Raw genomic sequence first — 15,341 nt, 5'->3', positions numbered from 1 at the left:
GTGTGGGGAGCGAAGGGGGGTGTAGCGGCAGGGAGGGGGGACGGAAACGCATCAGGCCCGACACAGTGAATGTGTCGGGCCTGATGTCTTCAGTAGCGGGGACAGGATTTGAACCTGCGACCTCTGGGTTATGAGCCCAGCGAGCTACCGAGCTGCTCCACCCCGCGCCGCTGAAGACAACTATACGCCATCCGGGCGGGCCTCCCGACCACGTTCCGCAGCGCCCCGCCTCAGAGGTCGATGCCGAGCACCAGCGCCCCCAGGGAGTAGACGGCGGCGGTGACCAGCACGACTCCGATGGCGTTCAACCAGATGCCGCCCCGGATCATCTGCCCGACGGTGACCTGGCGCGAGCTGAACACCACGGCGTTCGGCGGTGTCGCGACCGGCAGCATGAACGCACAGGTGGCGGCCAGCGCCACCGGCAGCGCGAACAGCAGCACATCCTGGTCGAGCCCGACCGCGACCGCCGCCATGACGGGCACGAAGGTGGCAGTGGTGGCGGTGTTGCTGGTCAGCTCGGTGAGCAACAGGATGACCGCGACGATCACGATCACCAGGACCAGCACCGGCAGCGTGTCGAGCCCGCCGACCTGGTCGCCGATCCACGTACCGAGCCCGCTCTCGCCGAACTGCCGGGACAGCGCGAGACCGCCGCCGAAGAGCAGCAGGATGCCCCAGGGCACGTCCCGGGTGTCCTCCCATTCCAGTACGCGCCTGCCGCCATCGGCGGTGACGGGCAGCGTGAACAGCGCCAGCGCGGCCAGCATGGCGACGCCCGCGTCGGACGCGTGGTCGTCCACCCAGGTCACGTACGGACTCAGTACTCCGACCAGCACCCACAGGACCGCGGTGGTGGCGAAGACGGCCAGCACGGTCCACTGCCCGCGCCCCATCGGCCCGAGCTCCCGCCGGCGCTGTTCGATCAGCTCCCGGCCGCCCTCGATCTCGGTGATGCCGGGGCGGAAGACCAGCCGGGTCAGCACCAGCCAGGCGATGACCAGGAAGACGGCGGCCAGCGGCACCCCGAAGAGCATCCACTCGAAGAAGGTGATGTCGATGCCGTGCTCGGCCTTGAGATAGCCCTGCAGGAACGCGTTCGGCGGGGTCCCGATGACCGTCCCGAGTGAGCCGATGGACGCCGCGTAGGCGATGCCGAGCAGCAGCGCGGTGGCGAAGTTGGCGTCCTGCCGACCGTCCCGCAGCTGCGCCACCAGGCCCAGGACCGCGATCCCGATGGGCAGCATCATCACGGCGGTGGCGGTGTTGGAGATCCACATGCTGAGCAGGGCGGTGGCCAGCATGAAGCCGCCGATCATGCGGACCGGGCTGGTGCCCACGAGCAGCACCGTGCTCAGGGCGAACCGGGTGTGCAGATTCCAGCGCTGCATGGCCAGGGCGATGATGAAGCCGCCCATGAAGAGGAAGATGATCGGGTTCGCGTACGGGGCGGCGATGTCCGCGATCGGGGCGATACCGAGTACGGGCATCAGTACCAGCGGCATGAGCGCGGTGACCGGCAGCGGCACGGCCTCCGTCATCCACCAGACGGCCATCAGGGTGGCGACGGCCGCCACGTTCTTGCCGTCCGTGGAGAGCGAGTCGGACAGGACAAGACGGACGAGCAGTGCGAGGACGACACCGGCCCCGAGCCCGATCCACTGGCGCGGGACCACCGCCCTCGCGCCGTGGCCGTCGGCCGCTTTCGCCTCTGCTTCCCTGAGCCCGGACTTTGGCATAGGCACCCCCAACACCCCCGACATCCCCAACATCCCCAGCACCCTCACGGACATGCACTCACATGACATGTGCATCCCCATCGCGAGGGTGGAGGACAACATCCCACCGGCCATGGCCTGCAACAAGCCCTCGGACTCGACTCGAATGTCCGGTGGCCGCAGGTTCCGCCGAACGCCGCACACTGTCACGATGTGGACATGGCAGAGGTGTTCTTGCGGCGACTGACCCGTTGGCAGGCCGATCAGCAGAGGGAGGCCATCGCCGATCTGTACATGACGGCTTACGACGACATAGGGGACGACCGCCAGACGTTCGTGGACCGGTTCGCCGAGGACGTACAGCGCCCCGGCTTCGACATGCTGGTGGCCGGCGGGACGCCACTGCTCGGCTGCATCTACGGCTACCCACCCGACCGCGAGGGCATCTGGTCCACGGGCCTCCAGGGCGCCGTACCGCAGCGCGTCGAGGAACTCACCGCACTGGGCCAGGTGTTCACCGTCGCCGAGCTGATGGTCCACCCCGACCACCGGCGCACCCGGATCGCCACCCGCCTCCAGGCGGAGCTGCTGATCCGTGTGGAGGCCGAGTTGGTCACCACGCTGATCGACCCCTCGAACGAGGTGGCCAGGTCCGCGTACGCCTCCTGGGGCTGGACCAAGGAGGGCACCCTCACGCCGGGCGACGGCGGCGGCGACCTGGACGTGTGGAGCCGCAGCCCGCACTGACTTCTTCGTGGTCCAGGGCCTGATCCGCCGGACAGGCCCTACAGGGCGTGCCCCGTCGTGGTGTCCACGTGCGCCGGGACCTCGTCATGGCGGTCGCCAACCGTCAGGGTCCCCGTGGGCTCGAACATCAGGATGGCGGCACCGTCCGGCGCGTACGGCTTGTGCTCGATCCCGCGCGGGACGGTAAAGACCGACCCCGTGGGCAGCGTGACCGAGCGCTCGCCCGCGGGCTCGCGCAGCGCGATGTGCAGCTCCCCGTCGAGTACGAGGAAGAACTCGTCAGTGTGCTCATGGGCATGCCAGACATGCTCGCCCTCGACCTTGGCGATGCGTACGTCGTAGTCGTTGACCCGCTGGACGATACGGGGGCTCCACAGGGCGTCGAAGGAGGCCAGAGCCTGGCGCAGGGCGACGGGGACGACGGGGGCGATGGAGGCGACGGCTTCGCTGGATTCGCTGCTCATGAGTCCATGGTCACCACGGCACCCCACGCCCACGAGTGCTAGAAATCGCATATGCCGCAAGAATCCTCGCAGTCGACCGTACGGCCATCAGCCCACCGGGTCGTCGTCATCGTCGACGAGAACTCCAACCCGTTCGAACTCGGCTGCGCGACCGAGGTGTTCGGGCTGCGCAGGCCCGAACTGGGCCGCGATCTCTACGACTTCGCGCTCTGCTCCCCCGAACCGAACACGCTGATGCGGGACGGCTTCTTCACCCTCTCGGGTGTCGCCGACCTCGCGGCCGCCGACACCGCCGACACGCTGATCGTGCCCAACCGTCCTGACACGGAGGTCCCACGCCGCCCGGCCGTCCTGGACGCCGTACGCCGGGCACACGCGCGCGGGGCCCGCCTGGTGGGGTTCTGCAGCGGTGCCTTCCCCCTCGCCGAGGCCGGGGTCCTGGACGGGCGCCGGGCCACCGCGCACTGGCAGTGGGCGGACTCCTTCCGGGCGCGCTTCCCCGCCGTACGGCTCGAACCGGATGTGCTGTTCGTGGACGACGGCGACATCCTCACCGCGGCGGGCAGCTCGGCCGCGCTCGACCTCGGGCTGCACCTCGTCCGCCGCGACCACGGCGCGGAGGCCGCCAACTCGGTGAGCCGCCGCCTGGTCTTCGCGGCGCACCGGGACGGCGGGCAGCGCCAGTTCGTGGAACGCCCCGTCCCCGACGTCCCCGACGAGTCCCTGGCGCCCGTCCTGGCCTGGGCTCAGGAACACCTCGACGCCCCGCTCGCCATCCCCACCCTCGCGGCCCGCGCAGCGGTCAGCCCGGCAACCCTGCACCGCCGCTTCCGCACCCAACTCGGCACGACCCCGCTGGCCTGGCTGACCGGCGAGCGCGTCGCACTCGCCTGCCGCCTCATCGAACGCGGCGAAGAACGTCTGGACGTGGTCGCCGAACGCAGCGGCCTCGGCACGGCGGCCAACCTGCGCGCCCGGCTGCGCCGCGAGACGGGGCTGAGCCCGTCGGCGTACCGGCGCCGCTTCGGACCCGAGGTCAGAGCGTGATCCCCCACCCCGCCCCGAGGGGGCTCTGACGCACCAGCAACTGGGCGAGCAGCGCACGGACTTTCGCGCCGGGGACGGCCAGCGCCTCCCCGCCCACCGTCCACCGTCCACACCGCCAGTGGACCGACAGCCGACCGACAGTGATCCGGAAGTACCCGCCCGCAGGGTGTGACCACCGGCCGGAACACCCGGAACACCCGGGAACACCCGGGAACACGACGGAGGACCACCATGAACACCACGCCCACGTCCACGCCCAAGCACTCGATCGCCGTCATCGGCCTCGGCAATCTCGGCCAGGTCCTGGCCGAGACGTTCCTGGCGCAGGGCCACCCCACCACCGTGTGGAACCGTTCGCCCGGCAAGGCCGAGGGCCTCGTCGCCAAGGGCGCGACCCTGGCGGGCAGCGCGGCCGAAGCCGTCACGGCGAGCGAGCTGGTCATCGTCTCCGTACTGGACTACGAGACCGTGCGACAGATCCTCACCCCCGCCGCAGCCGCCCTCCAGGGCCGCACCCTGCTCAACGTCACCACCGGAACCCCGGCCCCGGCCCGCGAGTTGGCCGCCTGGACGGCCGGACACGGCGCCGACTACCTGGACGGCGCGGTCTACGCGGTGCCGCAGACCATCGGGACAACCGAGGCGTTCGTCCTCTACAGCGGGTCGTCCGACGCCTTCACCACGTACGAGCAGGAGCTGAAGCTGCTGGGCGCCGCCACCTTCGTCGGCACCGAGCCCGGCCTCTCCTCGCTCTACGACATGGCGCTGCTCAGCGGGATGTACGGAATGTTCGCGGGCTTCTTCCAGGCGGTGGCGCTCGGCGACTCGGCCGGGATCAAGGCCACGGAGATCACCGAGCTGCTGGTGCCCTGGCTGAACGGGGCGGCGGACGCGCTGCCCGGCTTCGCCCAGGAGATCGACTCCGGCGACTACGCCACCGAGACATCCAACATGGACATCAACGCCGTGGGCCTGAGCAACATCCTGAACGCCACCAGGGCCCAGGGCCTCGGCACGGAACTGCTCGCTCCGCTGCAGGCGCTCTTCGAGCGCCAGATCGACCAGGGCCATGGCGCGGCCAGCCTCGCCCGGGCGGTCGAGTCGCTGCGCGAAGCCTATGTCCCGACGACTGATCCGGCGGCTGTCCCGGCGACGTAGACCGTGTTGGTCGCTGCACTCTCCTGCAGCGGGTTGGCGAAGGACACGACATGGGCCTCCGACCAGGGAAAAGCGGTCGCGAGTGCGGCGGTGAAGGCGTCGCTGGGAGGGTCGTTGGACCACAGGGCGAAGATGCCGCCGGGATGCAGCTGCCCGGACAGTGCGCGCAGGCCGTCGGGGCCGTACAGGGCCGCGTGACTCGGGTGCAGTACGTGGTCCGGGGAGTGGTCGATGTCGACCAGGATGGCGTGGAAGCGGCGGCCGGGAGCCTCGGGGTCGAGACCCTGGGCGGCGGCAGCACCGACACCGGCATCGGCACTTGCACTGGCTGCTGCGGCGGCGGCACCGGCTGCGCGGGCGAAGAAGTCACCCTGGACCAGGCGACATCGGGGGTCCTTCGTGAGGCGGGGGCCCAGCGGGACCAGGCCCCGCTTGTGCCAGTCGATGACCTCGCCGAGCGCGTCGAGCACGGTCAGCGAGCGGACTCGGGGGTCGTCCAGTACCGCGTCGGCGGTGTATCCGAGGCCGAGTCCGCCCACGAGGACGTCGAGTCGGGTGCCCGGTGTCGCTTCCAGGCCGAGGCGGGCGAGGGCGACCTCGCCCGCCGTGAACATGCTGGACATCAGGAACTCGTCGCCGAGCTTGACCTCGTAGACGTCGGTGTCGGTGGCGAGATCGCGACGGCGTCTCAGGCTGATCTCGCCGAGCGGGGTCGGCTGCCAGTCGAGTTCCTCGAAGTGGGCGCGCATGCGGCAGACAGTAGCCCTCTCAGGCGGTCGTCGCGGCTGCCACCAGTTCCTGTGTCGTCACCACCCGCGCGAAGCCTCCGCCGTGCAGGGACACGGCCGTCGCCCGGGCCAGTTCGTCGGCGGAGCGCCGCCAGCCGAACGGCCCTTCGAGGTCGAACGTGTAGGTCGCGTCCAGCGCGAAGAGGACCTCGTAGCCGAGGTTTCCGCCCATCCGCGCGGTCGTCTCCGCGCACATGTTGGTCTGGATCCCGGCCACGACGAACTGCGAGATGCCCGCCTCCTTGAGCCATGCGTCCAGATCGGGGGTGCCGTAGAAGGCGGAGTTGACGGTTTTCGTCAGGAGCAGCTCGGCTCCTGACCCCTTCCCGCGGCGCTGCTCGACGTACGGCTTGAAGTCGTTGCCCGGCTGGCCAGGCCGCAGCGGGGAGTCGGGCTTCGACGAGTCGTGTCGTACGAAGACGACTGGTCGGCCCGTGGCCTGCCAGGCGTCGATGAGCGTCTCGATCTGGGTGTCGGCCTCCGGGTTGTTGCGCTCACCCCAGAAGTCCCGCTGCTCGAAGCCCTGTTGTACGTCGACCACGACCAGGGCTGTGTTCTCTGCGATCTCCATGGCTACGATGCTGCCGCCTCGGCCCGCCGCTCCCCAGAGGGCGAGAAGCCAGCGATCGATGGTTTACTGCCACAGTGGACAGCACCCCGTCGAGAGTGGACGGCACCCCGCCGAGGCACCGCGTCGCGCTCCTCGCTTTCCCCGGAATCCGCGCCTTCGATGTCTCCGTGATCACCGAGGTCTGGGGTACGGACCGCACCGACCGCGGCGTCCCCGCCTTCGACCTGCGCCGCGTCGCCGCCGACCGTGTGCCCATCCCGCTGCGCGGCGGCCTCAGCCTCACCCCCGACCGTACGCTCGGCTGGCTGGACCGCGCCGAGCTGATCCTGATCCCCGGCCTGGACGACCACCTCTCCACCGCGCCGGACCCGGTGCTCCGCGCCCTGCGCCGGGCACACCGCCGCGGCACCCCCATCGCCGCCCTGTGCGGTGGCGCCTTCACCGTCGCCCAGGCGGGCCTGCTCGACGGCCGCCGCGCGGTCACCCACTGGAACCTCGCCGAGCTGCTCCGCGCCGCTCATCCTGAAGTCGCCGTCGAACCCGACGCCCTGTTCATCGAGGACAGCAACATCTGGACATCGGCCGGTACAGCCGCCGGGATCGACCTCTGCCTGCACCTGGTCCGTACGGCACACGGCGCCGAGGCGGCCTCGACGGTGGCCCGCTCGATGGTCACGGCGCCGTTCCGCACCGGCACCCAGGCGCAGTTCATCGAGCACCCCACCCCGCGCGTCGACCGGGACGCCGACGCACTCGCCGCCGTACGCGAAGACGCCATCCGCCGCCTGCACGAGCCGCTGACCGTCGCCGACCTGGCCGCGCGAGCCGGAATGTCGCCGCGCTCCTTCGCCCGCCACTTCACCGCGGCCACCGGCAGCACCCCGCTGCGCTGGCTCCTGGACCAGCGTGTCGCCGCCGCCCAGAAGCTCCTGGAGCACACCGACCTGCCGATGCCGGAGGTCGCCCGGCGCGCGGGCTTCGGCAGCGAGGTCACCATGCGGCAGCACTTCGCGGCCCGCCTGGCCACCAGCCCGCGCGCGTATCGGGCGTCCTTCGCGCGCTGAGAGCCTGCTTCTGAGGGTGACTAGCGCGGCGTGTGCTCCGTGGGGGCGAACGCGGCGCCGTGGCCCGGCACGACGAGCGCGGGCGACAGGGCGAGGACGGCGGCGCGGGAGGTGTGCAGGGCCTCGGGGTCCGTGGCGTAGGGGTCCTCCACGGGACCGTCCGCGCTCCACCACAGGTGGGTGAGGACCACCAGTCCCTCCTCGGTGTCGACGAGGGTGCTGATGTCCTCGGGCGTGTGTCCCGGAGTGGCCATCAACCGGATCGACGGCGAGATCTCGAATCCGTCGGCGGCGCGGGTGGTCCAGAGGTCGTCCTCGTAGATGGCCCAGTGGTCGTGGTAGCGGGCGGCCGGGAAGAGTGCCGCGTTCAGGGTGTGGTCCGGGTGATGGTGGCTGAACACCACGTCGGTGACCTGCTCGGGCGATACGCCGGCCTCGGCCACCGGCCCGAGGATCAGCTTGCGGTCGGCCACCATGCCGGGGTCCACCACGACCAGGGTGTCACCGTCGCGGAGCAGGGTCACGGTGCTGGCGGTGCGCGGGCCGACGTATCCGGCGGTCAGGACGTTCAGGGTCGCTGTCATGGCGACAGCCAAGCCGCTGGGTGGTGGGCGTGTCCATGCCCGAGAGGGCGCGCGCCCCGTTCCTCACTCCACTCCGGGTCAGCGGCTCAGCGGATGAGCGCGGGATGTGGGTGCCAGTCGGATCGAGCAGGCGCACGGCTTCCGCGTCCCAGGCATGGTCCGCCGGACAGGCCCTAGTTCTCCAGACGGACCGGCATCAGTATCGAGAACGTGTCCTCGGTGTCGGGCCGACGGATCGCCAGGGGTGCGGTAGGGGCGCCGAACTCCAGGATCAGTTGGTCTCGGGCTCCGGCGGCGAGCGCGTGCAGCAAGAACTCGCGGTTGACGGCGACATGGTTCTGGTCGTCGTCACCGTCCTCGCAGACGGTCACCTCGCCGTCGGCGGTCACCTTGAGCACGCTGAGGTCGCAGGACACGTCCTCGTCCGGCTTTCGCACCTCGCTTGCGCGGACAGGACCGGTCTTCACCGCCTCCTGGAAAGCCGGCACATCAACGAGGGCGCGTCGTCCGGCCGGCAGGCGGACGAGGCGACGGTAGTCAGGGAAGTCGTGATCGAGGCACTGACCGGCCGCCTTACGGCCCCCGGTCGCCAGCGTCACGCGGTCACAGTCCACAACGAGCTCGACGCGTTCCTCGCCACTGAGCAGCGCCCGCATCGCGTCGGCGAGCGGGACCGGGACGATGACCCGGACACGGGACCCGCCGTGCCCGGTGGTCTCGGTTCTCGCTACGGCCATCCGGTACCGGTCGGTTGCCACGACATAGAGTGCGTCGCCCTCGATGTCGAACAGGACACCGCCGAGCATCGGCAGTTCCGGGTCGGCACTGGCGGCGAAACGGACCGCGTCCAACGCGGCGGCCAGCTCGGGGGCGGAGACGGCCAGCCGGACGGCGGCGGTGCGGAGCAAAGTCACGGAATTCTCCCTGCGTTCGAGTAGTGCTCGGACCGCGGAGAACTCGCTGCGGGCATCGGACAGTCCCCGTTCAAGGCGGCACAGATGCGCCTGAAGCAGTTTCCGCACCAGGTCGGTGTCCGCACTGGACCAGCCGGCCAGCACCAGCCGAATGTCCGCCAACGGCATACCGGCTCCGCGCAACCGGGCCAGCAGCCGGGCCTCTTCAAGCTGCTCGGGGCCGTACCAGCGGTAGCCACTCACCGGATCCACCCACGCAGGGACCAGCACACCAGCACGGCCGTAAAACCGCAGGGCGCTCACGCCAAGTCCGCTGTCCCGGGCCATCTCACCAATGCTGCGCATCTCGCTCTCCACACCCAGAACCCTGGCCCCTCCACCAGGTCGAGGGTCAACTTCAGCCGGTCGGCTCGAATGCCGAGCGCATGGGATGTGCGGCCAGCTTGGAGGGGTGGGGCTCTGGGACGGGCGTCAGCCCTTGCCCGACTCCAGCCGGAAGCGGGGGCAGATGTCCGGGTCGTCGTTCTCGAAGAGCACGATCCGGTCGGAATCCGCCGCGGCCGTCAACGTGTCGAGGGTGTCGTTGGTGCCGAACTCTCTGGGCTTTGTGAAGGTGAGGGAGACAGTAGACCGCTCGCTGCCCTCCCTGGCCGGCTGGAGCTCCCAGGTGCCGGACCCGTCGAAGGTCTCCCCCAGCTCCGGCCGGTACCAGTCTCCCGTCGGCCAGTTCTCCACGGTGACCCGCCCGCCGGACGCTCCGGGCCGTTCCGCGTCCGCCTCCAGAGTCAAGGAAATGCCCTTGGCGTCCCGCAACCCCTTGTACGTGCCGACGATTTCGGCAGAGCTGACCGATCCACCGTCGGGCAACCGCTGACGATGCCTGGAAGGGGCCCCTTCCCATCTATTTGCCACGCCAGGTGTCTTGCATCGCATGGAACCAGGTGATTCGACCAAGCAGGCCCGGGCCGCCGCCCAGCTGCGCAAGGGTGTCCTGGAGTACTGCGTGCTCGCCCTGATGCGGGACCGTCCCCGCTACGGCGTGGAACTCCTCCACGCCCTGGAGGACTCCGGTGCCCTGGCCACCAGTCAGGGCACGGTCTACCCGTTGCTCTCCCGGCTCCGCCGCGACGACCTGGTCACCACCACCTGGCAGGAGTCCGCCTCCGGCCCGCCCCGCCGCTACTACGCACTCACCGACAGCGGCCGGTCCGCGCTCGACGAGTTCACCCGCGTCTGGCCCGGCTTCCGCAACGCCGTCGACGCCTTCCTGACCACCCCGCACGCCCCCACCGGAGACTCCGCATGAAGACCACCGCCGACCCCGTACGCGACTACCTCATCGCCACCGAGCGCGAGGCCTCAGCACTCCCCGCGGACCGCCGCCAGGAACTCCTCGCCGACCTTGCCGAGCACATCGAAGTGACACGCGCCGAACGCCCCGACGCCACGATCGGCGAGATCCTCGCGGAGCTGGGGGACCCCCGCACGATCGCGGCGACGGCACTGGCCGAGGCAGGGAACGAGACCACCGGCACCCCGGCCCCGAGCGACGGGGACGCACCCGTCCGGCGCGGCAAGGTGCACCCCCTGGTCCCGCTCCTGATGCTCACCCTCTCGCCGCCCTTCACGATGATCTTCGACATGGGCCCCGACGCGGCGTTCAACCCCGGCGCCGTGTTCGGCTTCCTGTTCCGCGTCACCGGCGGGGTACTCCTCTGCACCTCAGTGCACTGGACCGCCGTCCAGAAGACCACCGGCCTACTGCTCACCGTCATCGTGCCGATCACCTTCTTCGTCACCATCAACCTGATCACGGGCCACGCGGCCGAAGAGATCCCGGCCCTCCTGTCCAGCCTGGGAATCCTCACCCTGATCACCGGCACGGCCGTATGGCTCTGGCGGGCACGCCGCGCCTGAGCGCGGCCGCCGAAGCCTCGGTTTTTCCGACTCGGCGACCCGAAAGGATGGGCTGTCCGTCCCCGCCCAGACGGCGCGGCTGGACACGGAGTACGGCCTCAGTCACCAACTGCGCAGCACCGAGGGCATCCGGCAGCCGTACGACGGCCCGTCGGCCGCCCTGTCGAGTGAGTAGAGGTAAGCGGCCAGCAACGATGAACCAGGGAGCCCCCGTGCCGGACCGCGGACAGCGCACGATCACCGACGCGCAGTGGAACGACGCCCACCTGATCTGGCAGTACCACCAGATGCACCACGAGCCGCGCCCCTGCTCGGCGGCGATCGGTCTCGGCAGCCACGATCTCGGGGTCGCGAGGGCCACAGCTGAGCTGTACCGCGCCGGGCTCTTTCCCGTGGTCGTCTTCAGCGGCGGCAACAGCCCGACCACCCGGGCCCGCTTCCCGCGCGGCGAGGCGGTGCACTACCGCGAGCACGCGCTCGACCTGGGTGTGCCCGACGACGCGATCCTCCTCTAGACCCAGGCGGGCAACACCGGGCAGAACATCACGCTCTCGCGCGAGGTACTGCGCGCGGCCGGGATCGAGACCGACTCACTGCTCCTGATCTCCAAGCCCTACATGGAGCGCCGCTCCTACGCCACCTGCCGCAAGCTGTGGCCCGAGGTAGAGGTCATCTGCGCGTCCGAGCCGCTCGAGCTCGACGACTCCATCAAGTCCATCGGCGACGAGAAGCTCGTCGTAGACATGCTCGTCGGCGACCTGCAACGGGCGATCGAGTACCCGTGGCTCGGGTTCGCCGTCGAGCAGGAGGTACCGGGGGGAAGTCCATGACGCCCACGAGCGCGACGTGCAGTTCGCGCGACGGGACTACCAGCACCGCGCCCGGCGGGCGAGCCTGGCCGACCCACGCGACCGGCAGTGGCTGACGGTCGCGACACATCTCCCCCACGGCCGCCGGACGTTGATCCTCGACGCTCGGCTCGCCGAGCCTGAACGGTGCCGACGTAGAGTCGCTCAGCTCGTACGGCAGCACTACGGGCGTAGCCAGCACGGGCAGGCGGTACAGGCGGTCCTTGAGCCGCGTGTACCTGTGCGGTACGGGTGGGCTACCTTGAGACCGATCCGTTCACGGCCCAGGGCGTGACGGCGCTCCCCTTCCGCACTCCCCCGGCAGCCCATAGCGTCTGGCGGTCCGCCCGCGAGGTGAGCTCGCTTCGGGCGCTGGCTGCTGTTGGCGCGGATGCCCTCGCCCTCGCCACGGGCGCCGCGCGGCTCGCTCCGAGGCAGGCCCGCCATACCGCCGGGCGCGCTTCGGGCACGCATGGGGCCAGCGAGGGGCCAGCAAACGGCAAAGCGCCCCACCCGGCAAAGCCGAGTAGGGCGCTCAAGCGCAGGTCAGCGGGGTATCCCCGGACCCGCTCGCGGTAGGCCGTGTGGGACTCGAACCCACAACCAATGGATTAAAAGTCCACTGCTCTGCCAATTGAGCTAACGGCCCGCGACCTGAAGCATAGCCCCCGACCGGGCCAAGCTTCGAAGGCATATGTCGGACGCGGCAGACAGAGGCGGGCCCGTCTGTGGAGACGGGCCCGCCTGTGCCGGTCAGCTGCCTAGGTGTCAGCCGTTGCGCTTCCAGCGCGGCTTCTCGTCGCGGCGGCCGAAGGAGCTGCCGCGGTGGTCGTCGCGACGGTCGTCACGGCGGTTGAAGGGGCGGTCGCCGGCGCCGCGGTGGTCGCGGTTGAACGGGCGGTCGGTGCCGCCGCGGTGCTCGCGGTTGAACGGGCGGTCGCCGGCGCCGCGGTTGAAGCCGCCGCGGTCGCTGGTGCCACGGTCGTCGCGGCGGAAGCCGCCACGGTCGCCACCGCGGTCGTCACGGCTGCCTCGGAAGCCACCGCGGTCGTTGTCGCGGGCGGGGCGGCTGAACGGGCGGTCGCCGCCACGGTCGTTGCCACCGCGGTCGTCGCGACGGAAGCCGCCACGGTCGTTGCCACCGCGGAAGCCGCCGCGGTCGCCACCGCGGTCGTCACGGCTGCCTCGGAAGCCGCCGCGGTCGCTGGTGCCACGGTCGTCGCGGCGGAAGCCGCCACGGTCGCCACCGCGGTCGTCACGGTTACCTCGGAAGCCACCGCGGTCGTTGCCACCGCGGAAGCCGCCACGGTCGCCGCCGCGGTCGTCACGACTGCCTCGGAAGCCGCCACGGTCGTTGCCACCGCGGTCGTCACGGCGGAAGCCGCCGCGGTCGTCGCGGTCGCGGCGGTCGAAGTTGCCCCGGTCGTCGCGGCGGTCGCGGCGCTCGTACGTCGGGCGCTCGTCACGGGACTCACGGGACTCGCGCGGCTGGTCCGAGGTGGAGGGGGCCGCGGAGACCGGGAGCTCGGTTTCCGTCGCGGGCTCGGCGGCCGCGGCGGCGATGGCCGCCTCCGGGTCGTCGCCACGCTCGCGGGCGGCGCGGGCGGTCAGGCGGTCGGCCTCCTCGCGGAGCTCGGTGGCGCGGCGCTGGGCACGGTCCAGTTCCTTGGTCAGCTCGGCGACATCGCGCTCGGCCTGCTTCGCGGCGTTGTCCGCGGAGTCGGCCTGGACCTCGGTGAGCGACCGGGCGCCGGTGATCTCGGCGACCTCGGGGTCGAAGGCACCGCCGCCTCCGACCATGTGGCGGGTGGCGTCGACGCCCGCGTCCTCCATGAGGCGGAAGATCTGGCGGCGCTGGTGCGGGAGGGAGAGAGACACCACCGTGCCGGAGCGGCCTGCGCGGGCCGTACGGCCGGAGCGGTGCAGGTAGTCCTTGTGGTCGCCGGCCGGGTCCACGTTCAGGACCAGGTCGATGCCGTCGACGTGGATACCGCGGGCGGCGACGTCGGTGGCGACCAGCGCGTTGACGTAGCCGTCCTTGAAGTCGGCGAGGGTGCGGGTACGCGCGCCCTGCGTCATGCCGCCGTGCAGCGCGTCGGCGCGGACCCCGGCCTCGCGCAGCTGCTCGGCGATGCGGTCGGCGCCCAGCTGGGTGCGGACGAAGATGATCGTGCGGCCCTTGCGGGCGGCGATGGCGGCGGTGACCGGCGCCTTGTCGCGCGGCTTCACGATCAGGATGTGGTGCGTCATGGTCGTGACGTTGCCCTGGGCGCTGTCGACCTCGTGCGTCACCGGGTTGTTCAGGTAGCGCTTGACCAGGGTGGAGATCTCGTTCTCCATCGTGGCCGAGAACAGCATCCGCTGGCCGCCGGCCGGGACCTGGTCGAGCAGCTCGGTGACCTCGGGCAGGAAGCCCAGGTCGGACATCTGGTCGGCCTCGTCCAGGACCGCGATCTGGGTGTTCTCCAGCGAGCAGGCGCCGCGGTTGATGATGTCGCGCAGACGGCCCGGCGTGGCGACGAGGACGTCGACGCCGCGCTCCAGGGCGTAGATCTGGTTGCCCATCGACGTACCGCCGCAGACGACCTTCATCTTCAGGCCGAGTACGTCGCCGTACGGCTGCAGCGCGTCCGCGACCTGCATCGCGAGCTCACGGGTCGGGGTGAGGATGACGCCGCGGGGCTTCTTCTTCTCGGTGTGGCCGCCGGCCAGCGTGGCCAGCAGCGGGAGACCGAAGGAGAGGGTCTTGCCGGAGCCGGTGCGGCCGCGGCCCAGGATGTCCTTGCCGGCCAGGGCGTCCGGGATGGTCGCGGCCTGGATCGGGAAGGGGCTGGTGACGCCGTTCTGGTTGAGCTTGCGGACGACGCCCTCGGGCAGGCCCAGGTCGGCGAAGGTGAGCTCAGGGGTCTTGTCGGCCTCAGGAGCCTCGGGGGTCTTGCCGGCCTCGGACCCGGCCTCGGGACCGGCCTCGGACCCGGCCTCGGGACCGGCCTCGGTGGCCTCGGAGACCTTGGTGGTCTCTTCGGTTACGGCAACCGTCTCCAGCGTTGCCACGGCCTTGGGGGCCGCGTCGTCCTCGGGCATGACGGCGTGGTCAGCGCTGAAATTGACAGTGTTGTTTTCGAGCATGCGAAATGCGAAACCTTCCGGAGTCTCGGCACGCGCCCAAACTCCGTGTATTCGCAATTCGACCGCCTCAATGCGGTCCAGCCACGGCAAGGGAGAGTACGCGCCACGCGGCGCCTGCCTCAGTTCTTCACTGGCGGCGCCGGGCAAATGGGATCAAACGATCTACTACTGTACGCACCCCCTGCCCCAGATGGCAAACCAGCCCCCGAATAACCCTCTGACCTGCGGTGATGTCACGAAGGTTCCGCTTGGGGTGAGGGTTCCGGGCCGTCCGGCCACTTCTGTTCCTGGGCCGCGTGGGCCCGCGTCTGATGCGCCGCCGACTCGGACGGTTCGGCGGGCGTCGGCTCCGGGGGCTCGCTCGGGGTCGGCTCCGGGCGGGTGGGCGTCGG

Annotated in this window: 15 protein-coding genes, 2 tRNA genes and 1 pseudogene; 8 read left to right on the top strand and 10 right to left on the bottom strand. The window is 70.6% G+C overall.

Annotated elements, in window-relative coordinates:
* Window positions 1-93: 93 nt before the first annotated feature.
* Window positions 94-167 (bottom strand) — tRNA-Met (locus U9R90_RS33860).
* A gap of 63 nt (window positions 168-230) precedes the next feature.
* Complete coding sequence (locus U9R90_RS33855) at window positions 231-1,739, bottom strand: SLC13 family permease (RefSeq protein ID WP_411061120.1); 1,509 nt, start codon at window positions 1,737-1,739, stop codon at window positions 231-233.
* Between the two features lie 198 nt (window positions 1,740-1,937).
* Here U9R90_RS33855 and U9R90_RS33850 point away from each other — a divergent pair, with 198 nt between their 5' ends.
* On the top strand, window positions 1,938-2,465 hold the full coding sequence (locus U9R90_RS33850) for a GNAT family N-acetyltransferase (protein WP_411061102.1): 528 nt from the start codon (window positions 1,938-1,940) through the stop codon (window positions 2,463-2,465).
* Window positions 2,466-2,503: 38 nt separating this feature from the next.
* Here the strand turns inward: U9R90_RS33850 and U9R90_RS33845 are convergent, their stop codons facing one another.
* Entirely contained in the window at window positions 2,504-2,929 is a 426-nt protein-coding gene (locus U9R90_RS33845; protein ID WP_411061100.1) for a cupin domain-containing protein, read from the bottom strand.
* 51 nt (window positions 2,930-2,980) lie between these two features.
* Here U9R90_RS33845 and U9R90_RS33840 point away from each other — a divergent pair, with 51 nt between their 5' ends.
* Window positions 2,981-3,976, top strand: coding sequence for a helix-turn-helix domain-containing protein (locus tag U9R90_RS33840; RefSeq protein ID WP_411061098.1), 996 nt, complete (start codon window positions 2,981-2,983; stop codon window positions 3,974-3,976).
* A gap of 231 nt (window positions 3,977-4,207) precedes the next feature.
* Window positions 4,208-5,134 (top strand): NAD(P)-dependent oxidoreductase, encoded by a 927-nt coding sequence (locus U9R90_RS33835; protein ID WP_411061096.1) that lies wholly within the window; start codon window positions 4,208-4,210, stop codon window positions 5,132-5,134.
* On the opposite strand, the gene U9R90_RS33830 is transcribed toward U9R90_RS33835, so the two are convergent.
* Both U9R90_RS33830 and U9R90_RS33825 read right to left on the bottom strand, forming a co-directional pair.
* A complete protein-coding gene (locus tag U9R90_RS33830) occupies window positions 5,092-5,883 on the bottom strand; it encodes a spermidine synthase (protein ID WP_411061094.1) in 792 nt (263 codons plus the stop codon). The two genes, U9R90_RS33835 and U9R90_RS33830, sit on opposite strands and share 43 nt — an antisense overlap.
* A gap of 19 nt (window positions 5,884-5,902) precedes the next feature.
* Window positions 5,903-6,493: a cysteine hydrolase family protein gene (locus U9R90_RS33825; protein ID WP_411061093.1), complete on the bottom strand. Its 591-nt coding sequence runs from the start codon at window positions 6,491-6,493 to the stop codon at window positions 5,903-5,905.
* A 74-nt stretch (window positions 6,494-6,567) separates the two neighbouring features.
* Here U9R90_RS33825 and U9R90_RS33820 point away from each other — a divergent pair, with 74 nt between their 5' ends.
* The gene (locus tag U9R90_RS33820; protein WP_411061091.1) at window positions 6,568-7,557 is read left to right on the top strand and encodes a GlxA family transcriptional regulator; all 990 of its coding nucleotides are present in this window, start codon (window positions 6,568-6,570) and stop codon (window positions 7,555-7,557) included.
* Window positions 7,558-7,577: 20 nt separating this feature from the next.
* On the opposite strand, the gene U9R90_RS33815 is transcribed toward U9R90_RS33820, so the two are convergent.
* From U9R90_RS33815 to U9R90_RS33805, 3 genes are all read right to left on the bottom strand, one after another.
* Entirely contained in the window at window positions 7,578-8,141 is a 564-nt protein-coding gene (locus U9R90_RS33815; RefSeq protein ID WP_411061089.1) for an MBL fold metallo-hydrolase, read from the bottom strand.
* Window positions 8,142-8,314: 173 nt separating this feature from the next.
* Window positions 8,315-9,400: a MerR family transcriptional regulator gene (locus tag U9R90_RS33810; RefSeq protein WP_411061087.1), complete on the bottom strand. Its 1,086-nt coding sequence runs from the start codon at window positions 9,398-9,400 to the stop codon at window positions 8,315-8,317.
* Between the two features lie 126 nt (window positions 9,401-9,526).
* Complete coding sequence (locus U9R90_RS33805; RefSeq protein ID WP_411061086.1) at window positions 9,527-9,922, bottom strand: hypothetical protein; 396 nt, start codon at window positions 9,920-9,922, stop codon at window positions 9,527-9,529.
* A 64-nt stretch (window positions 9,923-9,986) separates the two neighbouring features.
* Between U9R90_RS33805 and U9R90_RS33800 the strand changes: the two genes are divergently transcribed.
* From U9R90_RS33800 to U9R90_RS33785, 4 genes and pseudogenes are all read left to right on the top strand, one after another.
* Window positions 9,987-10,361: a PadR family transcriptional regulator gene (locus U9R90_RS33800; RefSeq protein WP_411061084.1), complete on the top strand. Its 375-nt coding sequence runs from the start codon at window positions 9,987-9,989 to the stop codon at window positions 10,359-10,361.
* Window positions 10,358-10,972: an HAAS signaling domain-containing protein gene (locus U9R90_RS33795; protein ID WP_411061083.1), complete on the top strand. Its 615-nt coding sequence runs from the start codon at window positions 10,358-10,360 to the stop codon at window positions 10,970-10,972. Before U9R90_RS33800 ends, U9R90_RS33795 begins: the two co-directional genes overlap by 4 nt.
* Window positions 10,973-11,166: 194 nt before the next feature.
* Window positions 11,167-11,815, top strand: a pseudogene (locus U9R90_RS33790) (YdcF family protein); the annotation flags it as partial.
* Window positions 11,816-11,818: 3 nt separating this feature from the next.
* Window positions 11,819-12,115 carry a WbqC family protein gene (locus U9R90_RS33785; RefSeq protein WP_411061119.1) on the top strand — a complete coding sequence of 99 codons (297 nt, stop codon included), beginning with the start codon at window positions 11,819-11,821 and terminating at the stop codon, window positions 12,113-12,115.
* A 281-nt stretch (window positions 12,116-12,396) separates the two neighbouring features.
* Here the strand turns inward: U9R90_RS33785 and U9R90_RS33780 are convergent.
* Both U9R90_RS33780 and U9R90_RS33775 read right to left on the bottom strand, forming a co-directional pair.
* Window positions 12,397-12,469: transfer RNA gene (locus U9R90_RS33780), tRNA-Lys, on the bottom strand.
* 119 nt (window positions 12,470-12,588) lie between these two features.
* On the bottom strand, window positions 12,589-14,904 hold the full coding sequence (locus U9R90_RS33775) for a DEAD/DEAH box helicase (RefSeq protein WP_411061081.1): 2,316 nt from the start codon (window positions 14,902-14,904) through the stop codon (window positions 12,589-12,591).
* Between the last annotated feature and the right edge of the window lie 437 nt (window positions 14,905-15,341).

This window comes from Streptomyces sp. E11-3 (genome assembly GCF_046540415.1).
In the GTDB taxonomy this organism is placed as follows: domain Bacteria; phylum Actinomycetota; class Actinomycetes; order Streptomycetales; family Streptomycetaceae; genus Streptomyces.
Note: the sequence above shows the minus strand (reverse complement) of the source record. Positions and strands in the feature narration are given on the sequence as shown.

What these genes read in the sequence shown, in the direction of transcription:
- U9R90_RS33835 (WP_411061096.1), top strand. Translation starts at nt 4,208, where the DNA reads ATGAACACCACGCCCACGTCCACGCCCAAGCACTCGATCGCCGTCATC.
- U9R90_RS33830 (WP_411061094.1), bottom strand. Translation starts at nt 5,883, where the DNA reads ATGCGCGCCCACTTCGAGGAACTCGACTGGCAGCCGACCCCGCTCGGC.
- U9R90_RS33855 (WP_411061120.1), bottom strand. Translation starts at nt 1,739, where the DNA reads ATGCCAAAGTCCGGGCTCAGGGAAGCAGAGGCGAAAGCGGCCGACGGC.
- U9R90_RS33775 (WP_411061081.1), bottom strand. Translation starts at nt 14,904, where the DNA reads ATGCCCGAGGACGACGCGGCCCCCAAGGCCGTGGCAACGCTGGAGACG.
- U9R90_RS33845 (WP_411061100.1), bottom strand. Translation starts at nt 2,929, where the DNA reads ATGAGCAGCGAATCCAGCGAAGCCGTCGCCTCCATCGCCCCCGTCGTC.
- U9R90_RS33825 (WP_411061093.1), bottom strand. Translation starts at nt 6,493, where the DNA reads ATGGAGATCGCAGAGAACACAGCCCTGGTCGTGGTCGACGTACAACAG.
- U9R90_RS33840 (WP_411061098.1), top strand. Translation starts at nt 2,981, where the DNA reads ATGCCGCAAGAATCCTCGCAGTCGACCGTACGGCCATCAGCCCACCGG.
- U9R90_RS33815 (WP_411061089.1), bottom strand. Translation starts at nt 8,141, where the DNA reads ATGACAGCGACCCTGAACGTCCTGACCGCCGGATACGTCGGCCCGCGC.
- U9R90_RS33810 (WP_411061087.1), bottom strand. Translation starts at nt 9,400, where the DNA reads ATGCGCAGCATTGGTGAGATGGCCCGGGACAGCGGACTTGGCGTGAGC.
- U9R90_RS33850 (WP_411061102.1), top strand. Translation starts at nt 1,938, where the DNA reads ATGGCAGAGGTGTTCTTGCGGCGACTGACCCGTTGGCAGGCCGATCAG.
- U9R90_RS33800 (WP_411061084.1), top strand. Translation starts at nt 9,987, where the DNA reads ATGGAACCAGGTGATTCGACCAAGCAGGCCCGGGCCGCCGCCCAGCTG.
- U9R90_RS33795 (WP_411061083.1), top strand. Translation starts at nt 10,358, where the DNA reads ATGAAGACCACCGCCGACCCCGTACGCGACTACCTCATCGCCACCGAG.